The organism is Bacillus sp. FSL R5-0439, assembly GCF_038008805.1.
Taxonomy (GTDB): Bacteria; Bacillota; Bacilli; order Bacillales; family Bacillaceae; genus Bacillus; species Bacillus safensis.
Genome location: NZ_JBBOZW010000001.1, coordinates 1,171,686 through 1,190,466, shown reverse-complemented (window position 1 = coordinate 1,190,466; position 18,781 = coordinate 1,171,686). Strand labels below are relative to the sequence as shown.

Below are 18,781 nucleotides of genomic sequence, written 5' to 3'. Positions count from 1 at the left end.
TGTGCCGGCTTTTTTCTCTCCTTCTTTATGATTGGTTCACAAGAACAGGCTTTAGTTGATCCAGTGCTTGTTTGAAGTCACGTTTGAGGTCTTCTCCGTTTTCAACTCCGACACTTAAACGAAGCAGCCCATCTGTAATCCCTCTTTTTTCTCTTTCTTCTTTTGGCATAGCTGCATGTGACATTTTGGCTGGATATGACAAAATCGATTCGACGGCGCCGAGGCTGACGGCGAATACAGGTAATGTGACGGCATCCACCAATTCTTTGACTGCCGCTTGGTTTTCTAGTTCAAATGAGAGAACAGCCCCTGCTCCGCTTGCCTGCTTTCGCTGAATATCTGCACCCGGGTGATCATCTAAGCCTGGGTAGTATACTTTTTTGACCGCAGGATGTTCTTTAAGAAATGAAGCTAGCTCGAAGGCCGTTTGACTAGCTTTTTCTAATCTGACCTGAAGGGTTTTTAACCCTCTTAAAACGAGCCAGCAATCCTGCACGCCAAGGACCGCACCGAAGGAGTTTTGCAGTGAATAGAGTTCCTCTCCCAGCTTCTCATCTTTTACCACGGCTAAGCCTGACAGCACATCACTGTGGCCGCTTAAAAATTTCGTTGCGCTGTGCAGAACAACATCCACACCAAGGTCCAGCGGACGCTGAAGCGCAGGCGTTAAAAACGTATTATCTAAGAATGTCAAACAGTCATGCTCTTTCGCAATCTGTACGACACCTTCAATATCTGTAATGCCTAGTGTTGGATTTGACGGTGTTTCCATGTAAATGACCTTTGTATTCGATTGAATGCCTCTTTTGACTTCATTCAAATCCGTCATATCCACGAAGGTATGCTCAATTCCAAATCTCGACAGAACTTGGGTGATCATTCGGAAAGTCCCGCCGTACACATCTCTTGTGACAAGGACGTGATCTCCCTTTGATAATAGAAGAAAAGCGGTTGAAATAGCAGCCATGCCTGATGCAAAGGCAAGCCCTCTCGTTCCTCCTTCCAGCGCCGCAATCGTATCCTCTAATGCTTGACGTGTAGGAGTTCCCGATCTCGAGTAGTCATATTGGCCAAATTCATCGAAGCTGCTTTGATGAAAGGTGGATGCATGCTGAATCGGTACACTGACTGCACCTGTTGAACGGTCTGTTTTAAACGCATTATGAACGAGTTGTGTTTCGAGTGTCCAATCATGTGTGGTCATTTGGCGTGTACCTCCTCTTTTACTTGTGATAGTGCCTGTTTCAGGTCTGCTTTCAGGTCATCTACATGCTCGATGCCAACAGAGAAACGGAGCAGCTTGTTACATACACCGTTTGCAATGCGAATTTCTTCTGGGATATCCATGTGCGTTTGCGTTGCAGGATACGTAATGAAGCTTTCGACTCCGCCAAGGCTTTCAGCAAAACAAATCGTTTTTAGCTGCTTTAAAAATGGATTGACCCAGTCCTCTTTAGCTACTCGAAATGACAGCATGCCTCCCTTTCCTGGATAAAGGACATCTTGAATTTCTGGCTGCTTTTCTAAAAACTGTGCCAGCTCCTTCGCATTTGCCTCGTGCTGGCGCATTCTAAGAGCCAGTGTTTTCATTCCTCTCATTAAAAGCCATGAGTCAAATGGTGATAGAACCGCTCCAATCGCGTTTTGATGCTGGAACATGTCTTCAGACAGCTGCTCTCCTTTTGTCACGACAAGCCCTGCAAGAACATCATTATGTCCGCCTAAATATTTGGTTGCGCTATGAATGACAATGTCCGCTCCAAGCGTAATCGGCTTTTGCAAGACTGGTGTGTAAAAAGTATTATCGACAATCACCAAAGCGCCATGTTCTTTTGCAATCTTCGCTATTTTTTGAATATCTGCTTCCTGCATCAGTGGATTTGTCGGTGTTTCAATAAAGACCGCTTTTGTGTTTGGCGTGATTTTAGAGCGTAAACAGTCTTCATCTGCAAAATCATCATAAAGAAAACGTAAGCCGTACTTTTTCCATTCGTTTTCAAACAAACGGTATGTACCGCCATATAGGTCTGATGAGACGATGAGTTCATCTCCGCTTTCAAATAGAGCCATGATCGTTTGAATCGCAGCCATTCCCGAACTGAAGGCAAAACCGGCCGTCCCTTCTTCGAGTGAAGCAATTGCATCCTCTACGAGCTGTCTTGTTGGGTTTTTCGTTCGAATATAATCAAATCCTGTAGATTCCCCTATACCTCTATGTCTGTATGCTGTCGAAAGGTAAACGGGAGGACTGACAGTGCCAGTCACCTCTTCGCTACGGTTTCCAATCTGCGCTAATTTCGTTTCCACATGTTCTGTCATTTGACACCATCCTAAGTAAAAATCTGATTTCAAAACAGAAAACCCCTTCTTCATAAGAAGAAGGGGTTTAATCGCTTCCTCTTATCTTCCAAGCAAAAAAGCTGCTTGCTGGATTTAGCACCTTGGTACATCACATGTAGTGATGCATACCGGTTGCTGAGGTTTCAAAGGGCCAGTCCCTCCACCTCTCACGATAAGAATGTGTTGTCTGTCTGTTCTAATTCTTAATACTGTAACCCATTAAATCTCATTTTTCAAGGGGAAATGTCATGATTAATTAAAATTTTCTGTATTTTATAACAGAATCGATGTTATACGGTTTGATTGCATGTTAGCATATAGGAACAACGCTGTTTTTCGTGTTACAATGAATGGAAACGTTTCACTTTATGATGAATTTGGTTAGCTGGAGGAATGGATTATGGTGAAGAAAACAGGAATCATTCAAGAAGAAACCTTACAGTCAAAAGAACTTGGGGCGGACATGACCATTTTGATCTATTTGCCAGTCAATTACTCCCCCCTTTATACATATCATGTCATCATTGCCCAGGATGGTCATGATTATTTCCGCCTAGGCAAAATAGGCAGACAGGCAGAAGAATTGATGCAGAACAAAGAAATGGAACGCTCGATTATCATTGGTGTCCCTTATGAAAATGTTACGGAAAGACGGAACACGTATCATCCAGACGGCACAAAGTTTGAAGCGTATAAACGCTTTTTAGCCAATGAACTGGTTCCTTATATTGATGAACACTATCCAACCTATCAAATTGGATCAGGACGTACGTTTATTGGTGATTCACTTGGTGCGACGATTTCCCTCATGACAGCCATTGATTATCCTTCTTTATTTGGCGGGCTGATTTTGCAGTCCCCTTACGTTGACGAGTCGGTTCTAGAAGCCGTCAAACAGTCGACAGCCCTTTCTCATTATGCGATTATCCATCAAATTGGGCTGGAGGAAACCGCTGTGAAAACAACAGATGGCCAGGTGCTTGATTTTGTTCAGCCGAATGATGATTTAAAGGCCCTTCTTGAACAATCTGGAGCGGATTATTTATTTGAGACATTCGAAGGGGATCATAAATGGACGTTTTGGCAGCCGCTCATTGCGCCTTCGTTAAAAAGAATGCTCCCATATTCGTTAATCAACTGAATTTTGTTATAATAAACAATAATAAATACTTTCTTATTCAGGAGGGAACATGATGAAATACGGAGTTGTTATATTTCCATCAAAAAAATTGCAAGATATTGCGAACTCTTACCGGAAGCGTTATGATCCGAACTATGCACTCATACCGCCTCATTTAACATTAAGAACACCTTTTGAATTAACGGATCTAGAAGCGGCTGAGGTCGTCTCAACGTTAAGAGATTATGCAAAAAATGCTTCTCCTATTACGTTACGTATTAAAAAATTCAGTTCATTCGCTCCTGTAAACAACGTCATTTATATGAAAGTAGAACCGAACGAGGACATCATGGCGCTCAATGAAAGATTGTACGCAGAGCCACTGGCTGGTACACCTGAATATGCCTTTGTTCCGCATGTCACAGTGGCTCAAAAACTATCAGATGATGAGCATTCAGACGTACTTGGCACATTAAAGCTGAGAAAGATTGACCATGAAGAAACAGTGGATCGCTTCCACCTTTTATATCAATTAGAAAACGGATCTTGGACCGTCTATGAAACATTTATTTTAGGAGAAGAGGGTTAAAGACATTTGAAAACAGTCATCGCAACAGAACAAACACAACGAGAAGATGCATATTACGTTCGAAAAGAAGTATTCGTCAAAGAACAAGAAGTTCCAGTAGAGATCGAAATAGATGAACTAGAGGACAAAGCCACCCATTTTGTCATTTACAATGATGACAAAAAGCCTCAGGCGGCCGCTAGACTGCGGATCATTGAGGGATCAAAGGCAAAGCTAGAAAGAATTTGTGTGTTAAAAGAGGCGCGCTCCTTCGGCCTTGGCCTCAAGCTATTAGAGGCGCTAGAAACAGAAGCAATTGCTAATGGAGCAAAAGAAGCGGTGATGCATGCCCAAGTCCATGCGCTTCCTTTCTACGAAAAGAAAGGCTACAAAGCGGTTTCTGAACCGTTTGAAGAAGCTGGAATCACCCATGTCAAAATGACAAAAACACTGTCTGTTTGACCAAAAGAAAAGCCAGAGCATTCAAAATGCCCTGGCTTTTTCTTTTTCATTATCGTTCGCCAATGGAAGAAAGCGCAATCATTTATATATACGTATTGATATGAACGCCTTTTCCTTCCTCCATAAACATATCTCGTACAAAGCGTTCCCGCTTTTTTTGCTGTACTTTCGTTTCCGCTTCTGTCACTAAGTCCTCTTTTTTCTCCAGCTCTCTGTAAATCTTGTCATGAAAGGTGCGAGTAACCTTTGTTACTTTCGCGTAGTCTTCTTTATCCTGAGGAGCTGGACGATTGATATATTGAAAATACAGATCCGGCTGAATCGGGGCTATATATCCCATCAAGAACGCCTCCTTTGCTTCTCTCTTACTCTACTATTCCCTAATTATGACTGTTTGAAACACGCCTCATTTGATATGATTAGATGTGTTTCATTTTAAGATTGATTGACTATTGGAGGACTAGCTTTGAAATGCGCACGACGACATGATCGAACGATCTCATTACATACGTATTCGAGAGAACATTATCAATTCCTCCATGACGAGGGAAAAAAAGGACAATTATTCTGCCCATATTGCGGACAACCGGTCTTTTTTAGATTAAATATACATGATGAACCTGCCTTTATTCATAAGCACATGTCTCAGCAAGAGATTTGTGAACAAGCTGAAGAACAAGCAGATCATAATCAAACGGCTGAACAGGAGGAAAAGGCTTCCTATAAAGAACTTGGCGGCTTCCGTTTTCCAACCGGCAAACAGATCATCTCGCAAACTAGCGAATCATATGACTGGCAGGAACCAAAGTCGATTCAATTTAGCGACGCCTTACATTTAGAAGAAAATGAACAAGTTCATACGATCGACCTCTTCCCGCATATCACCTTTAGCACACCGCAGCTTCAAGCTGTCACACATTTAGATGGTCCGATGCTTGTGCTGGCTGGTGCCGGCAGCGGGAAAACAAGAGTCCTGACGGCTAGAGCGGCTTATCTCATGTCCCATCATCATATTCCTGCTCACCATATTTTACTCGTAACTTTTACTACAAAAGCGAGCAGTGAGATGAAAGAAAGACTGCGCAAGCAATACCAGCTTCATCCTTCACAAGCCAGCCAAGTGGTGACAGGCACCTTCCACAGTCTTTTTTATAAAATGCTGCTTCACGATGACGCAAATAAATGGAACGGCCAGCATCTGATCAAGTTTGACTGGCAAAAGGAGCAATACATTCGAAAAGCCATAATGAATGAAGGACTTGATGAGAAAGACTACCCTACTGATCAAGTGCTGCAATCCATCGGCTATTGGAAAAATGCCTTTTTACCAGGTGAACTTCCTGATTTGAAGGATGAAAAGGAAAAACACATGTGGACGATCTATCAATCATATGAACAGCAAAAACGAGATCATCAGCAATTTGACTTTGATGATATGGCGATTGCCTGCTTACATATGCTGACAGAACAGCCTAAACTGTTAAAACGGTATCAAGAACGATTCCAGTATATTTTAGTGGATGAATTTCAGGATATTAATCCAGTGCAATATCGCTTGATTCAACTTTTAGCCGGAGAATCAGAGCAGTTATTTTGTGTAGGGGACGATGATCAAGCCATTTACGCATTTAGGGGTAGCAATCCTGCTTTCATCCTTGAATTCAAACAGGATTATCCTTCGGCTCAGATCGTCCATTTACATGCGAATTACCGCTCTCATCATACAATTGTCGCAAGTGCAGATGCGATTATTAAGAAAAATCAGCATCGTTATGAGAAGACGTTAAAAGCCGTTCGGGCGGAGAAAATTTCGCCGACGCTCTTTTATCCATATGATGAAGAAGAGGAAGCGACGATGATTGTCGCAGATATTCAGGAGAAAATTAAAAACGGCGCAAAGCCGAATGACTTCTGCGTGCTGTTTCGTACGAATACAGGCGGCCGTGCGATTTATGAACGACTGCATCAGTCGGCCATTCCGTATGAAACGGATGCTGGCGTTAAAGCCTTCTACAGCAGACGAATTGTTCGGGTACTCCTCGCCTTTCTTTCCTTAAGTCAGGATGCAGATGATGTGGCCGCCATGAAACAGCTGCTGCCGGTTTTCTTTTTAAAGCAGCAAACGCTGAATACACTAAAGGCACTGACTATCACAGAGGATTGTTCAATGGTAGATGCGCTCGGAAAGCTGACAGATATACAGCCGTTTCAACGGAAAAAGCTGCAATCAATCGTTCCTTTGTTCCGAACGTTACGAACATTAAAGCCATCGGACGCGGTGACATTTATTGAACAAAAGATGGGACTCGGTGATTACTTAAAAAAACGGGTGAACGATACGAATGTACTTGAAAAAGGGACAGATGATGTACGTGATGTGAAAACAGCTGCCAGACGCTTTGAAACGATTGAAGCCTTTCTCGCACATGCCGAACATATGAAATCTGCCGAAAAGGAAAAAACAGATGAACCCGGTGTTCAGCTCATGACGATCCACCGCGCAAAGGGTCTTGAATTCCAGACAGTATACATCACTTGTGTGGTCGACGGGGCACTGCCTCATGATTTCTCACTGGATGAACTCAGAAACGGTGATGAAGAAGCGCTGGAAGAAGAGCGCCGTTTATTATACGTGGCCATGACAAGAGCTGAACAATCTCTTTATCTGTCTGTTCCTTCATTTAGACGAGGCAAAACGGCTCATCGTTCTCGCTTTTTGTATCCTCTTCTAAAGAAAAACCGTGAATTATTTACAAAAAAACAACAGGCCCCCCTTTAAACGGAGAGCCTGTTGTTTATTTTTTGTTATTCATCATTTTAGCGATTGTATTGAAATCAAGCTTTTCTTTTCCACTAGTAATCGATTGAACGATTTTGTCTTCCATTTCTTTAGGTACACGTTTGTTCGCAAGCTGCGCTACTTTTTTAATGACACCTCGAACGGTATTCTCATCTTTAAAGTTGGCATTTTGCAAAGAACCTGCAAGTTTAAACACATCATTCATATTCACACCGGTTTTGTTTTCTACGCTTTTAAAGAATTTATTATCCATTCATTTGCCTCCTCTTTGTGGAGTAATCACCTTACTATATGAAAATAGGCGGGATATGTGCCTATCCTAAAACCTTGTTTGACCAAAGAGAAAGGAAAGCAAAAGGCTTCCCCCTTGCTTCCCTCACCTTCTTACTTTTTAGTAGTTAAAGAAAGAAGCACCAACGATGATTAGAAGGATGAAAAGCACGACAACAAGAACAAATGTTGATCCATATCCGCCGCCGTAGCCTCCACCGTAGCCGCCGCAAGAACCGCCACCGTAACCGTAACTCATATTTAAGCACCTCCTCTTCTCCCTTACAAAGTATGAAAAATGCAAGAAATGGTTTGGACGATCACATAAAAAAGTGCGGAATTTTTATTTCTGCTGTTTAAAGACGTAATCTGCCTCTGTATGACGCATCATGAATGCTTCTGTTTCTTTTGCAAAAGCCTCCATCTTCACGCCAAATGCTTTTAAGTGCTCCTCAAGATCATGCGCTTTATCCGATAGATCCATTTCAGCCTTTTCGTGCGCTTGTTCTTTCCCATCATGGGGTTTAGTGAACAAGGAACCGATTAATTGTTCGAATGCATCCATTCTGGTCACCCCTTCTCTCTTACATATGCACCACTCAAAAAAAGGGCAACAAAAAAACCGGATAAATCCGGCTTTTGTTTTTCTCTTCTATTATTGAGGTTTCTTTTTGTTTCCACAGCCGCAGCCAGTTTTCTTGATTTTTTTCGTATATACAGATTGTTGATTTGACTGCGCTGGATAACCTTGAAGCATATGTGACGGCGTTTCAGTTGGTTTCATCGCAACCCTTCCTTTCCTGTTCCATGATAGTATATGCATTTATTGAAAGCGTGTCTGATCAGAATGCCTGTTTATTTCACAAGCTTCGAGACGACCGCTTCAATGATGCCTGCTGCTGCGGCAATCGCTAATAGTAAATTAAGCCACATGCTGATGACAGGAAAAAGTATGTATATCAGAAGTAAGGCAGCAGTGCACCACATGCCAGTACACCAATAACAGCTTAACAGTTCTCCAACCCAGGACCGCAGTCCTTCCCCTTTAATGATGATATATGTTTCGACTTCACCTTGTTCATTTACCTCTTCCTGTTCTTCATGAAATAGACGGCGGAAAGGGGCAGTAATGGTATCAAACACAATCAGTCTCGTCAGTCTAAAGGATGCGAGGGCAAACACGACAAATGACAAAGCACCGCTCAGAAGCCTCCACCTCCTTCTTTCTTCTTTTTCCGTCCTTTCTTTATATATGCAAGAAAAAAGACTGTCATGATGAATCGAGTGGAAATAAAATTGGGTTGTACTTTTTCACACTTTCCGATTCCACCTTGAGTCGTTGCTGCATTAAATAATGTATAGATAAGAAAGGAGTGAAAGTATTGTCTATTGAAGAAAGTGCTGAAATATTATATACACAACTGTTAAACGAATTAATCAGCAATTATGATGATTTCATTGAGATCAAAGATTCGGAAAATGTCACAATTCATAAAACAGATGTAACAGCTGCACTCTCCCTTCAAGCGACCGTAACGACAATCATTACTCTTTTAATCCAAATTCTTGTACCAGACGATGAAGTGGCTGCTGACATCACAGATCAGCTTTTAGCTGTGCAACAAGTGGAAGTACAAAAGAAAACTGTGATTCAAATCATCAACTGCTATAACATTACGATTACATTATCAGATGCATCCATTATGAACTCCGTCCAAATTCTCACTCAAACATTGAATGTGCTCTTAGTTGAAGCCGGCATTCTTTGACCCTTTCTTTTTCTAACATGACGTATGAAAGAGGTGAAATCATCGTGGCTGAAGAGAACGAAAAAAAGGAATTTCAAATCAATACGGATATTGATCCATTAACAAGTCTTCTTGTCAGTGATGTGTTAAACAAAAACAATATCACTGATGATCAGAAAGCAAAAATTTCAGATGATCAAAGAAGAATGATTTTGAAATTAGTCGAGGACTTACAAAAGAAAGCAAATGATTTCGTAGAACAGCAGCAGGAGAAAAAAAGGCAGGCTGAGGCAGCAAAACAGCCAGAAGAAGTAGTGCCTGAACCAAAAGTACGTCCAAATCGAAATTCACTTCGAAATCGTATTCAGCAGCGTCGTAATGCTCAGCGTAATAACGATTAAATAAAAATGGGTTGCCTGCTAGGGTAAATGCCCGAGACAAAACAACGCATTCCAGCATTTAATAAAGTAAACGGAAGGAGGAATAGAAATGGATTCTAAACCATATTCTTGGGTCGCTCTAGATCGTAACTGTTCACACCACGGACACCACAGATACCACGAACACCACGACGATTGCAACTATGAAAGAAAAGCACTTTGTGACGATTATTATGATGACGAAGATGTCTTACAAGATTTGGATCAAGTAAGCTTCACAAAGCAGACATCTGAAGAGGTCATTATCGTTAGGGACTCTTGTGACATTAACGTATCTTCTGTCGATGCACAGGTTGCAGCATCTATCCAAGTAGCGATTCAAACAGCGATCATCACCATTACAAACATCTCAATCGCAGACGGTGATTTGGCAGACCGCGTCACGCAGGATCTCTTACAAGCTGCTACTCACAAACAAACAAACCGCCAAAAACTTGTCATCGAAAATTCAAGAAACGTTACAGTATCTACAATCGATGCGGACATCTCTATCGCAATCCAAACACTTACACAAACTCTTGTTGCGACAATCGTTGCAATCGGCATCCTCTAATGTCCAAAAGCAGAGCGAAAAGCTCTGCTTTTCCTTTTATAAAAATACAACAAATATAAATGGTCATTTACCCACACCAACTAGAGGGCGCATACATATGTTGATAAGGACTAAAGTCAAATACCTTGTTAAAGGAGCTGAAATCCATGAGCTGCGGAAAACACCATGGCCGACATGATGAAAACTGTGTATGCGATGCGGTTGATAAGATTTTAGCAGAGCAGGAAGCTGTAGAAGATAAATGTCCTACGAGCTGCTACAGTAATTTATTAAGCCCAACAGTTTCTGGAAAAGATACGATTCCGTTTTTACTTTTTGATAAAAAGGGCGGGTTGTTCTCTACTTTCGGAAATATTGGAGGATTCGTTGACGATTGCCAATGCTTCGAATCTATTTTCTTCCGGGTTGAAAAATTACACGACTGCTGTGCTACGTTATCTGTATTAAGACCTGTTGATGTACACGGACATACGCTAAGCGTGTGTCACCCTTGTGACCCTGACTTCTTTGGTCTAGAAAAAACGGACTTTTGTATTGAGGTTGATTTAAACTGCTTCTGCGCAATCCAATGCTTAAACCCAGAGCTTGTCGACAGAGTCATGCCATCGAAAGATAAAAAGCATCATCACCACGGCTAAATCAACAGGCCGATCATCTAACTTGTCATGAGTCAAAGCATCCCCTTCCTTACGAATGACAGCCAATTATGCGGAGCAGGCAGCATAAGAAGCGGCCGCTTCCGCATTGGTTAAAAGTAGATGCACGTACCGGCAAAAATAGCTTGTAGATGATAACAGTGCTCAAACACTCAAACAAATTTCCTAGTATAGGAGGGTTGAATATGAGCCGCAAACATTCATGGAACTGTGTAGCAGAGGCTGTTGAAAACATTCACGACTTACAAAATGCCGTCGAAGAAGATTGCCCGACCAGCTGTTACAGCAATCTCCTTTCTCCATCACATTCTTTAGGTGACACTGTCCCATTTGTTCTCTTTACATCCAAATCAAAACCATTCGTCGCATTCGGAAATGTCGGAGAAGTAGATCCAGGCCCTTGCTTCAGCACTGCATTTTTCAGAGTCGAACATATCTGTGATCACTGTGCAACACTCAGCTTGCTTATCGCATTTGACAAAGACCGTCATATTTTAGATTTTACAGATAAAGATTCCTTATGTGATGTGTTTCGATTAGAAAAATCGAAGTATTGCGTTGAAGTAGACCTTGACTGCTTCTGCGCTATCGAGTGCCTAAACCCAAGACTCATCAACCGTAACTGCTAACAAAAAAAGTCCCTATATGGGACTTTTTTTCTTTGTTAAAAACCAAGCGGGTGGATGGAAGAAATCTCAGCAATCACTAATTCGACTGGATTTCCCCCGCCTGCTGTACGAATGATCACAGTATCATCTTTTCGATCCATGATAATTCCTCTATATGTTTTACCATCAGCTTCAATCAGACAAAGAGCTCTTGGCATATTATGAGGCAGTCTTGTGAGAAAATCGACTTTTTCATCAATACTCATCTGACTTAAAGGCTTTTTCACTCGTTTTCTTCTTGGTTCTTCTTTTGTTTCATGAAAGACACCTTCTGGCTGGTTTCCTTCTTCTTGCTGAGGCTCTTGCTTTTGTATGAGCTCTGGTTCTTGTATGTTCTCTTGTTCCTGTGCAAGCTCGGTTTCTTGTATGTTCTCTTGTTCCTGTGCAAGCTCGGTTTCTTGTATGTTCTCTTGTTCCTGTGCAAGCTCAGCCTCTTGTGCGATATCTCGTTCTTCTGTAAATTCGGCTTCTTGTTTTATATCTCGATCTTGCTGGTGTGCAGGCAGCTCGGCTTCTTTTTTCTGCTCAATTCCTTGAATCGCAGGCTCCTGCTGCGTGCTTTCTTCGATCTCGCCTTTTGCATTGTGATCACTTTCTGGCTGTTTTTCTGATTTTTTTCGCTTTCTCACAATATTTTGCATGGCCGGCTTTGATTCATGATAGCTCGGCTGAACAATATACATCAGCGGCTTTTGATTCTCATCACCTTTATTTGACATACTAATCCCTCCCGAATGATTCATTCCTTATATATATGAACGGAGGGCTCAAATCAGAAGAAAAATAAAAAAACAGCATACCCTTCATCGGTATGCTGCAAGTCATGTATTCGTTTATCGGGCAATGATATGGAAGCCAGAATCAACATGCAGATTCTCACCTGTCATGCCGCGAGATAGATCACTGAATAAGAATAGAGCTGTATCGCCAACTTCTTCAGGAGTTGTTGTACGGCGAAGCGGTGCACGCTCTTCAATATCCTTCAGAATGGTATTAAAGCCGCTGATGCCTTTTGCAGATAACGTACGAATTGGACCAGCAGAAATACTGTTCACGCGGATGCCTTCTGCACCTAAATCAGCTGCTAAATATTTCACACTTGCTTCAAGTGATGCTTTCGCTACACCCATTACGTTGTAGTTAGATACAACACGCTCTCCGCCTAGGTATGTAAGCGTCACAATGCTTCCACCCTCTGTCATTAATGGACGTGCTGCTTTTGCTACAGCAGTTAATGAGTATGCACTAATGTTGTGCGCCAAAAGGAAACCTTCACGATTCGTGTTCAAGTATTCGCCAACAAGCTCTTCCTTATTTGCAAATGCAATGGCATGCGCAACGCCATGAATGACTTGTACTTTTTCTTTAATTTCAGCAAAACATTTCTCGATTTCTTCATCACTTGTCACATCACACGGAAGAATAATTGAATCATCACGCTCAAGTGTGCTTGCAAGCTCTTTTACCGATTCAGCAAGACGATCTCCAACATAAGTAAAAATCAAACGAGCTCCAGCTTCATGAAGTGAACGGGCAATTCCCCAAGCGATGCTTCGTTTATTGGCAACACCCATCACCACGATATTACGGCCTTCTAAAGAAAAGTTCATATGTAATAAAGCCTCCTATTTTTTCAAGACATAGTATTAGTACCTGATCATAATATTATCACAGATCATAAGAGAATGACAATTTCCTCTGAAAGAAAGTTTCATTTTCGCAAAAAAACCGCCCTCACAAGGAAGGCGGTTCGATTCCCTTAACGTTTGATTCTGTTTTGCTGATAAGCAAAATGGTTCGTAGGCCCGTGTCCAGATCCAATTCGTAAAGGGAATTTGATCGCTTCATGGACAAAGCTTTCTGCTGTTTCAAAGGCTTCCTTTATCGAATAACCTTTCGCAACTTCAGCGGTTAATGCTGCTGCAAACGTGCAGCCTGTGCCATGTGTATGTGGTGTATCAATATGTTCATTTGTGATTTCAATAAAGCCTTTTCCATCATACAGCAGGTCTGTAATCATCCCATCAGATGGACCATGGCCGCCTTTGATCACGACATGTTTCGTACCGAGCTCATAAAGGCGCTCTGCTGCCAGATAGCGATCCTCTTTCGTCTGAATACGTAAACCTGACAGTACTTCTGCCTCAGGAAGATTCGGCGTTACAGCATAGCTCACAGGCAGCAAGTGTGTTTTCATCGCAGCGACCGCATCTTCATTTAATAAAGAGGCTCCTCCTTTTGCAATCATGACTGGATCTACAATCAGCTTCATATCATATTGAACCGTTTTTTCAGCTACGATCTTGATCATGTCTGCACTCCACAGCATCCCTGTTTTGACGGCATCTGGCAGTAAATCTTCTGCCACTGCATCTATTTGACGCTCTAACGCCTCAATTGAAAGCGGGTAAATTCCGTGAACACCTAGTGTGTTTTGCGCAGTAATCGCTGTGATTGCAGACATTCCATACACACCGAGCTCCTGAAAAGTTTTCAAATCGGCCTGAATGCCTGCTCCGCCGCCAGAATCAGAACCCGCGATTGTGAATGCTTTTTTGATCGTCATTTCTTCACACCTCTCATTAGCCAATCCATTGATGATAAATCGTTCTTGCTTTGGCAATATCATTGGTTCCATGAACAAGCGCTCTGCCATCTTTAAATAAGACAAGCTTAAATTCATCCTTTTGACACGAAAGCAAATATGGATTTTCAAGCACATCCATCCCTGCTTTCTTTAACCGATGAGCCACTTCATGTAAAGGCGGCGGTGTTTCTGCTGCACTGCGGATTTGTACCGTATTGCGGCCGCATAGTACATCTGCCTTCGCACTCTTCTCATATGAAAGAAATGGATACATCTTAAGTCCACAGCTTGGACATTGCTTCTTCTTTAAAGATGCGGCCGACCGAATGTCAGACCGTTCATTTTTCCATAAATCGAAGGATTTTAATATTGGCGTCACTGGATGTCCTGTTAAATATTTAAGTGCATCTGCCACTTGATATGCGGCCACCTGCTGCACAACTGGACTAATGATACCTGCTGTATCACATGTCATGCCTTGTGCAGGTAAATGTTCAAGCAGACAGTGTAAACACGGCGTCTCACCAGGAATCACAGTAAATTGAATACCATAACTGGCTACACAGGCCCCATAAAGGAACGGAATTTGATGTTTGACAGCAGCATCATTTGCAATCATTCTTACCTCAAAATTATCCGCTGCATCGACAATGATCGAAGCCCCGCTGACCAGTTCGTCAATATTGTGAGCAGTCACATCAATCACGATGCCTTTGACGTAAACGTCACTGTTTACTTGCTTGAGTCTTTTTTCAGCCGCCACAGCCTTTGGCAGCCGATCCTTCACGTCTTGCTCCGTGTAAAGCTGCTGGCGCTGAAGGTTGCTCCATTCAATATAATCTCGGTCCAAAATGGTGACAGATCCAACGCCGGCACGAACGAACATTTCTGCACTAGCCGTTCCAAGTGCCCCCGCTCCAATAATGACCGCCTTTGAGTCATTTAGCCGCTTTTGTCCCTCTGTTCCAATTGGCTGAAAAAGCTCTTGGCGTGAATAACGAGTGCTCAAAATGACGGCATTCCTTCCTGTGGACTGCTCGCTGTCCCATAGTTTTTCAGCGGAATACGTCCTGCCTCATAGCCTAGTCTTCCTGATTCAATCGCCAGTTTCATTGCTTTTGCCATTTTCACAGGATCCTTTGCACCAGAGACAGCGGTATTTAGTAATACTGCGTCAGCTCCAAGCTCCATCGCATAAGCTGCATCCTTTGGAGAGCCTACGCCAGCATCAATAATGACCGGCACCTTCGCCTGTTCGATAATAAATGAGAGATTCAAAGGATTTAGTAAGCCTTGGCCTGATCCAATCGGAGAAGCACCAGGCATAATGGCGTGGACACCGAGTTCTTCTAATTTTCTTGCGAGCACCACATCATCAGATGTATATGGCAGCACAATAAATCCTTCTTCGAGCAGCATTTCAGATGCTTTTAATGTTTCAACTGGATCTGGCAAAAGAGACCTTGAACAGCCAATGACTTCTACCTTGATCATGTCACACAGCCCAGAAGCCTTTGCTAAACGGGCAATACGCACTGCTTCTTCTGCTGTACTTGCACCAGCTGTATTCGGAAGCAGCGTATATCTTGATAAATCAAGCTGCTCCAGAAAATTAGGCTGAGATGCTTCGAATATGTTCATTCTTCTGACAGCAAAGGTTAAAATTTCGGCTTCCGATACGTTCACCGCTTCTTTTTGAACCTCAAATGATGGGTACTTCCCTGTTCCGAGTAATAGTCTTGATGTGAATGTTTTTCCGCCAATGTGCAGCATTGGATCATCCTCCTCCTACAAAATGAACGATTTCAATCGTGTCATTTGGTTGAATCACTACTTGTTGAAACGCTTCTTTATCAATGATTTCTTGGTTCTTTTCAACGATCACCACACGGTTTTCAAGCTGATAGGCTGATAGCAGATCATAGATCGTTCCATTCTCTTGATCGAAGTCAACGATTCTGCCATTCAATTGAATCTTCATACGAATAGTGCCTCCTTTCGTCCAATACGAAATGCGTGAAGCCATTCCTCTTTGACCGGTTTGTCTAATATGAGGTCACGAATGATTTCTCCAGTAATCGGCGCAAGTAAAATGCCATTCCTGTAATGCCCTGCAGCAAAAAGAATACGCTTGTCTTCTGGATGTCTTCCGATATAGGGATGCCGATCGTTTGTCGCCGGACGAAGGCCTGCCCAGCACTTTTCAATCGGCATCTCTTTAATAGAAGGCATCAGCTGAGACGCCTTTTGAATCACAGCTTCCATGCCGCCAAGCGTTGGAACAGCCTTCCACTCGTTTGGCTTCATCGTTGCACCGATAACAAGCTTTCCACTATCTCGCTGAACGATATAACAATGATCATGATAAATGGTGTATGCGAGCGCCGGACCGTTATTCCATACAGACACACATTCTCCTTTTACTGGATAAAGAGAATGCGATAATCCGAGCTCTTCAAAAAAACGGCCAGACCATACACCACTTGCAACTGTCAGGTCATCACATGTGAATGTGCCCTTCGTTGTTCTGACAGTTAACACTTCTTTCTCCCGCTTCACTTCGATCACAGGTGTACACTCTTTCACATCTGCTCCGTACCGGACCGCCGCCTGCCATAAAGCCCTGCATACAGCGTAAGGCTCCACATGCACATCCTCTTCAATCAAACCTGCTCCCAGCATGTGATCTGTTACTTGAGGCATGCATTTTTTTACGCTGCTTGCGTCAAGCCACTTAAATGTAGACAAATGCTGCATCCGGCAAAGGGCCTGCTTCTCTTCTTCAGTAAAGGCGACCTTCATAATGCCGCCTGCTGAAGTCCGAATATCAATGCCTGATTCATACAAAAGATCGACCTTTAATTTTTCGTATAATGCCTGGCTTGCTCTGCCTGCCTGAAAGAAAATATCCTCATGCCCCTCTCCTTCAGCATGTGCACCGAGCATCCCGGCAGCCGCACTTGTCGTTTGCTTCCCTATCTCATTCGCTTCAAATAAGACCACCTGTTTTCCTGCTTTTGCAAGGTGATAGGCGATTGACATCCCTATGATTCCACCACCAATGATTGCAACGTCATAATGCTTTTTCATAAGGATTCTCCTTTACCTTTTCAGAAAATGCTTGTGCCATCATACGCGGCTGATGATGAGTAAATATCCCAGACATGACAGCGATTCCTTTCACATGAGCATGTTTCAATTCTGGAACTCGTTCTGGGGTCATCCCGCCGATGGCCACCACTGGAATTGTTAGTGCAGAAGTCAGTTCTTTCACAAGCTGTACACCTCTTGCCTGGAGTCCTGGTTTACAAGAGGTGTCATATACGTGCCCAAACATGACATACTCTGCTCCATTTTTCTCTGCTGCTTTCGCTTCTTCTATCGAATGGACGGACACCCCTGCATGAAGGTGAGGGAATTTTCTTCGCAGCTCTTTCGGCGAAAAGCTATGGCCCGGAAGATGCACCCTGTGAATATTGGTTAGCAGCGCCACGTCTACTCGGTCATTGATCACGAGCTTTTCTTTCGGCACACCTTCTAAAAGGAGATTCTTCACGAGATCAACAAGCTCACCTGCTGTTTTAGAACGTTCCCGAATATGAATAAAATCCACTTCAGACGCAATGGCTTTTATTTGTTTGATCAGTTCACCCGCAGGAAGCGAATCATTTGTCACTGCGTGGAGTTCCATTTGCACCAACCCCATCTAAGCATGCTGTTTGCCACAATTCTTTTTGATACGCCATCTCCCAAAAATGATATTCGTAATAGCTTGAAATCACAAAATTTTCTTTCATATTGGCGCGTACATGTTCTGGTGCTTTTTCTGCTAGTTCATCAAAGCGGTTCACCTGTTCGAAAACGAGTTCCTTAAACCAATCGCCTCCATATGTCAAAATCCATTCTTGGTAAATTGGATGGTCAGGTGTTGTTTGTTTCAGCTTTTCACCTACCTCATAATAGAGCCAGTAACACGGTAATAACGCGGCTAAAATCTCTTCAAACCGTCCGCTTTTTACAGATCGATACATATGAGAGGTATACGCATAAGCAGTCGGGGAAGGCTTAAAGTTCTCAATGGCTTCATCAGAAATTTGCAGAAGCTCTGTAAATTTCCTATGCAGCGACAGCTCTGCTTCGTACGTGCCCTGGGCATGATACGCCATTCTGCCCGTCGTATGTAAGTCCTCACTAATCGCCGCTCCATATGCCTGCACCTTTGCAAAATGAGTTAAATAATACGAATCCTGCATCACGTAATAGGTGAAACGATCGAGTGAAAGTGTGCCATCCCCAATCCCTTTGACAAAAGGATGCGTAAAGCTTCCATTCCACCACGTTGCTGCAGCCTCTTTACATTCTGTTGAAAACGTCATGTTCCTCTCCTCCTGTTTTTCCATATAAAAAAGCCACTTTCCGCGTGGAAAGTGGCTTGGAATTTGTAAAAAGCATAGTCAAAAACCGCACCACTTCCCTACGCAGGTATGAACCTGTTCAGGTAATGAGGGTCTAAAAGTCGACACTTTTATCTCAGCCCTTTTAAAGGACTCCCCTAGTGGATCAAATATA

General features: G+C 42.8%; 26 protein-coding genes and 2 riboswitches. Of the genes, 9 read left to right on the top strand and 17 right to left on the bottom strand.

The window, feature by feature from the left end; translation table 11 throughout:
* Window positions 1-25 precede the first annotated feature (25 nt).
* Together metC and NST59_RS05915 are read right to left on the bottom strand one after the other, a co-directional pair.
* Entirely contained in the window at window positions 26-1,204 is a 1,179-nt protein-coding gene (gene metC, locus NST59_RS05920) for a cystathionine beta-lyase (protein WP_039177864.1), read from the bottom strand.
* Window positions 1,201-2,319 carry a methionine biosynthesis PLP-dependent protein gene (locus tag NST59_RS05915; RefSeq protein WP_058838862.1) on the bottom strand — a complete coding sequence of 373 codons (1,119 nt, stop codon included), beginning with the start codon at window positions 2,317-2,319 and terminating at the stop codon, window positions 1,201-1,203. The genes metC and NST59_RS05915 overlap by 4 nt, the downstream gene beginning before the upstream one ends.
* 78 nt (window positions 2,320-2,397) lie before the next feature.
* Window positions 2,398-2,519: riboswitch (SAM riboswitch) on the bottom strand.
* 221 nt (window positions 2,520-2,740) lie between these two features.
* Here NST59_RS05915 and NST59_RS05910 point away from each other — a divergent pair.
* The 3 genes from NST59_RS05910 to NST59_RS05900 are packed head-to-tail and all read left to right on the top strand — an operon-like array spanning window position 2,741 to window position 4,490.
* Window positions 2,741-3,481: an alpha/beta hydrolase gene (locus tag NST59_RS05910; protein ID WP_039177861.1), complete on the top strand. Its 741-nt coding sequence runs from the start codon at window positions 2,741-2,743 to the stop codon at window positions 3,479-3,481.
* Window positions 3,482-3,533: 52 nt separating this feature from the next.
* Window positions 3,534-4,049: a YjcG family protein gene (locus NST59_RS05905; protein WP_039177859.1), complete on the top strand. Its 516-nt coding sequence runs from the start codon at window positions 3,534-3,536 to the stop codon at window positions 4,047-4,049.
* Window positions 4,050-4,055: 6 nt separating this feature from the next.
* On the top strand, window positions 4,056-4,490 hold the full coding sequence (locus NST59_RS05900; RefSeq protein ID WP_039177857.1) for a GNAT family N-acetyltransferase: 435 nt from the start codon (window positions 4,056-4,058) through the stop codon (window positions 4,488-4,490).
* A gap of 82 nt (window positions 4,491-4,572) precedes the next feature.
* On the opposite strand, the gene NST59_RS05895 is transcribed toward NST59_RS05900, so the two are convergent.
* Window positions 4,573-4,830 (bottom strand): hypothetical protein, encoded by a 258-nt coding sequence (locus NST59_RS05895; protein ID WP_003210759.1) that lies wholly within the window; start codon window positions 4,828-4,830, stop codon window positions 4,573-4,575.
* 126 nt (window positions 4,831-4,956) lie between these two features.
* On the opposite strand from NST59_RS05895, the gene NST59_RS05890 reads away from it, so the two are divergent.
* Window positions 4,957-7,269, top strand: a complete 2,313-nt coding sequence (locus NST59_RS05890) for a UvrD-helicase domain-containing protein (RefSeq protein WP_126682001.1) — start codon at window positions 4,957-4,959, stop codon at window positions 7,267-7,269.
* A 16-nt stretch (window positions 7,270-7,285) separates the two neighbouring features.
* Here NST59_RS05890 and NST59_RS05885 read toward each other — a convergent pair whose 3' ends face one another.
* The 5 genes from NST59_RS05885 to NST59_RS05865 all read right to left on the bottom strand — a co-directional run bounded on the left by NST59_RS05885 (window position 7,286) and on the right by NST59_RS05865 (window position 8,766).
* Window positions 7,286-7,543 (bottom strand): stage VI sporulation protein F, encoded by a 258-nt coding sequence (locus tag NST59_RS05885; RefSeq protein WP_008348417.1) that lies wholly within the window; start codon window positions 7,541-7,543, stop codon window positions 7,286-7,288.
* Between the two features lie 138 nt (window positions 7,544-7,681).
* A complete protein-coding gene (locus NST59_RS05880; RefSeq protein WP_024426457.1) occupies window positions 7,682-7,819 on the bottom strand; it encodes a YjcZ family sporulation protein in 138 nt (45 codons plus the stop codon).
* Between the two features lie 84 nt (window positions 7,820-7,903).
* Window positions 7,904-8,125, bottom strand: a complete 222-nt coding sequence (locus NST59_RS05875) for a hypothetical protein (RefSeq protein ID WP_025093421.1) — start codon at window positions 8,123-8,125, stop codon at window positions 7,904-7,906.
* 90 nt (window positions 8,126-8,215) lie between these two features.
* Entirely contained in the window at window positions 8,216-8,344 is a 129-nt protein-coding gene (locus NST59_RS05870; protein WP_254967544.1) for a hypothetical protein, read from the bottom strand.
* Between the two features lie 71 nt (window positions 8,345-8,415).
* The gene (locus NST59_RS05865; RefSeq protein WP_039177852.1) at window positions 8,416-8,766 is read right to left on the bottom strand and encodes a DUF1360 domain-containing protein; all 351 of its coding nucleotides are present in this window, start codon (window positions 8,764-8,766) and stop codon (window positions 8,416-8,418) included.
* Window positions 8,767-8,933: 167 nt separating this feature from the next.
* Between NST59_RS05865 and NST59_RS05860 the strand changes: the two genes are divergently transcribed.
* The 5 genes from NST59_RS05860 to NST59_RS05840 all read left to right on the top strand — a co-directional run bounded on the left by NST59_RS05860 (window position 8,934) and on the right by NST59_RS05840 (window position 11,586).
* The gene (locus tag NST59_RS05860; protein ID WP_228279989.1) at window positions 8,934-9,329 is read left to right on the top strand and encodes a spore coat protein; all 396 of its coding nucleotides are present in this window, start codon (window positions 8,934-8,936) and stop codon (window positions 9,327-9,329) included.
* Between the two features lie 44 nt (window positions 9,330-9,373).
* A complete protein-coding gene (locus NST59_RS05855; RefSeq protein ID WP_024425013.1) occupies window positions 9,374-9,709 on the top strand; it encodes a hypothetical protein in 336 nt (111 codons plus the stop codon).
* A gap of 88 nt (window positions 9,710-9,797) precedes the next feature.
* Window positions 9,798-10,301, top strand: a complete 504-nt coding sequence (locus NST59_RS05850; RefSeq protein WP_039177849.1) for a spore coat protein — start codon at window positions 9,798-9,800, stop codon at window positions 10,299-10,301.
* A gap of 146 nt (window positions 10,302-10,447) precedes the next feature.
* A complete protein-coding gene (locus NST59_RS05845) occupies window positions 10,448-10,939 on the top strand; it encodes a CotY/CotZ family spore coat protein (RefSeq protein ID WP_003211658.1) in 492 nt (163 codons plus the stop codon).
* 203 nt (window positions 10,940-11,142) lie between these two features.
* The gene (locus NST59_RS05840) at window positions 11,143-11,586 is read left to right on the top strand and encodes a CotY/CotZ family spore coat protein (RefSeq protein WP_144464904.1); all 444 of its coding nucleotides are present in this window, start codon (window positions 11,143-11,145) and stop codon (window positions 11,584-11,586) included.
* A gap of 35 nt (window positions 11,587-11,621) precedes the next feature.
* Here the strand turns inward: NST59_RS05840 and NST59_RS05835 are convergent, their stop codons facing one another.
* From NST59_RS05835 to tenA, 9 genes are all read right to left on the bottom strand, one after another.
* Window positions 11,622-12,344 carry a CotO family spore coat protein gene (locus NST59_RS05835; RefSeq protein WP_341040447.1) on the bottom strand — a complete coding sequence of 241 codons (723 nt, stop codon included), beginning with the start codon at window positions 12,342-12,344 and terminating at the stop codon, window positions 11,622-11,624.
* Window positions 12,345-12,458: 114 nt separating this feature from the next.
* Entirely contained in the window at window positions 12,459-13,235 is a 777-nt protein-coding gene (fabI, locus tag NST59_RS05830; protein ID WP_039177844.1) for an enoyl-ACP reductase FabI, read from the bottom strand.
* A 149-nt stretch (window positions 13,236-13,384) separates the two neighbouring features.
* A complete protein-coding gene (gene thiD / locus NST59_RS05825) occupies window positions 13,385-14,191 on the bottom strand; it encodes a bifunctional hydroxymethylpyrimidine kinase/phosphomethylpyrimidine kinase (RefSeq protein ID WP_341040445.1) in 807 nt (268 codons plus the stop codon).
* A gap of 16 nt (window positions 14,192-14,207) precedes the next feature.
* A complete protein-coding gene (locus tag NST59_RS05820; protein ID WP_341040443.1) occupies window positions 14,208-15,221 on the bottom strand; it encodes a thiazole biosynthesis adenylyltransferase ThiF in 1,014 nt (337 codons plus the stop codon).
* Window positions 15,218-15,985: a thiazole synthase gene (locus tag NST59_RS05815; protein WP_034282033.1), complete on the bottom strand. Its 768-nt coding sequence runs from the start codon at window positions 15,983-15,985 to the stop codon at window positions 15,218-15,220. The genes NST59_RS05820 and NST59_RS05815 overlap by 4 nt, the downstream gene beginning before the upstream one ends.
* Before the next feature lie 4 nt (window positions 15,986-15,989).
* A complete protein-coding gene (gene thiS, locus NST59_RS05810) occupies window positions 15,990-16,193 on the bottom strand; it encodes a sulfur carrier protein ThiS (RefSeq protein WP_039177840.1) in 204 nt (67 codons plus the stop codon).
* Entirely contained in the window at window positions 16,190-17,302 is a 1,113-nt protein-coding gene (gene thiO / locus NST59_RS05805; RefSeq protein WP_341040442.1) for a glycine oxidase ThiO, read from the bottom strand. Before thiO ends, thiS begins: the two co-directional genes overlap by 4 nt.
* The gene (tenI, locus tag NST59_RS05800; protein WP_039183061.1) at window positions 17,286-17,903 is read right to left on the bottom strand and encodes a thiazole tautomerase TenI; all 618 of its coding nucleotides are present in this window, start codon (window positions 17,901-17,903) and stop codon (window positions 17,286-17,288) included. The genes thiO and tenI overlap by 17 nt, the downstream gene beginning before the upstream one ends.
* Window positions 17,878-18,588: a thiaminase II gene (tenA, locus tag NST59_RS05795; protein ID WP_039177838.1), complete on the bottom strand. Its 711-nt coding sequence runs from the start codon at window positions 18,586-18,588 to the stop codon at window positions 17,878-17,880. Before tenA ends, tenI begins: the two co-directional genes overlap by 26 nt.
* Before the next feature lie 78 nt (window positions 18,589-18,666).
* A riboswitch (TPP riboswitch) is annotated at window positions 18,667-18,776 on the bottom strand.
* Between the last annotated feature and the right edge of the window lie 5 nt (window positions 18,777-18,781).